General features: G+C 35.9%; 2 protein-coding genes. Both read left to right on the top strand.

Annotated features, from left to right (window positions below; all coding sequences use genetic code 11):
- Positions 1-10: 10 nt before the first annotated feature.
- The gene (locus tag R7190_RS28580; RefSeq protein ID WP_017449092.1) at positions 11-298 is read left to right on the top strand and encodes a hypothetical protein; all 288 of its coding nucleotides are present in this window, start codon (positions 11-13) and stop codon (positions 296-298) included.
- 9 nt (positions 299-307) lie between these two features.
- Positions 308-622, top strand: a 315-nt coding sequence (locus R7190_RS28575) for an SDR family NAD(P)-dependent oxidoreductase (RefSeq protein ID WP_318138022.1), incomplete at its 3' end; no start/stop codon positions are given.

Below are 622 nucleotides of genomic sequence, written 5' to 3'. Positions count from 1 at the left end.
AGGGTGAAATATGGAAAAATATATTGATTTAATTTTGTCAACCTTGCATGAAATGGGTGAGGATGAAGATAACGAAGCTTTAATTGAAGCTCATGTTAAAACAAAACTATTTGGCACTAATGGCGTTCTTGATAGTGTGGGTATCGTATTCTTAATCACTGAGTTGGAAGAGAAAATAAGTGATGAGTTTGATATTGACGTTACCTTGGCTGATGAAAAAGCAATGAGTCAAGTTACTTCGCCATTTAGAAATGTTGAAACTTTGGCTAAGTATATCTCACAATTAGTAGAAGGTTAGATTTTAGTTATGCCGTTGAATATTGTTATTACGGGTACTCGTAAAGGGTTAGGAAAAGCGCTTGCAGAGCATTATCTTTCTCTAGGTCATACAGTTGTTGGTTGTAGTCGTCAATCAGGCTCGATAACGCACGATAACTATCACCATTATGAACTAGATGTGGCAGATGAAAAAGCTGTAGTGTCAATGGTTAGAAGTGTTCGTAAGATACTGAATAAAGTTGATGTATTGGTTAATAATGCAGGCATGGCTTCAATGAACCATTTCTTGACTACACCTTTAAGTAGTGCTGAAAAAGTTATGGCTACAAATGTCTTTGGTACA

The sequence above is a fragment of the Vibrio sp. 1078-1 genome, from assembly GCF_033340475.1.
Note: the sequence above shows the minus strand (reverse complement) of the source record. Positions and strands in the feature narration are given on the sequence as shown.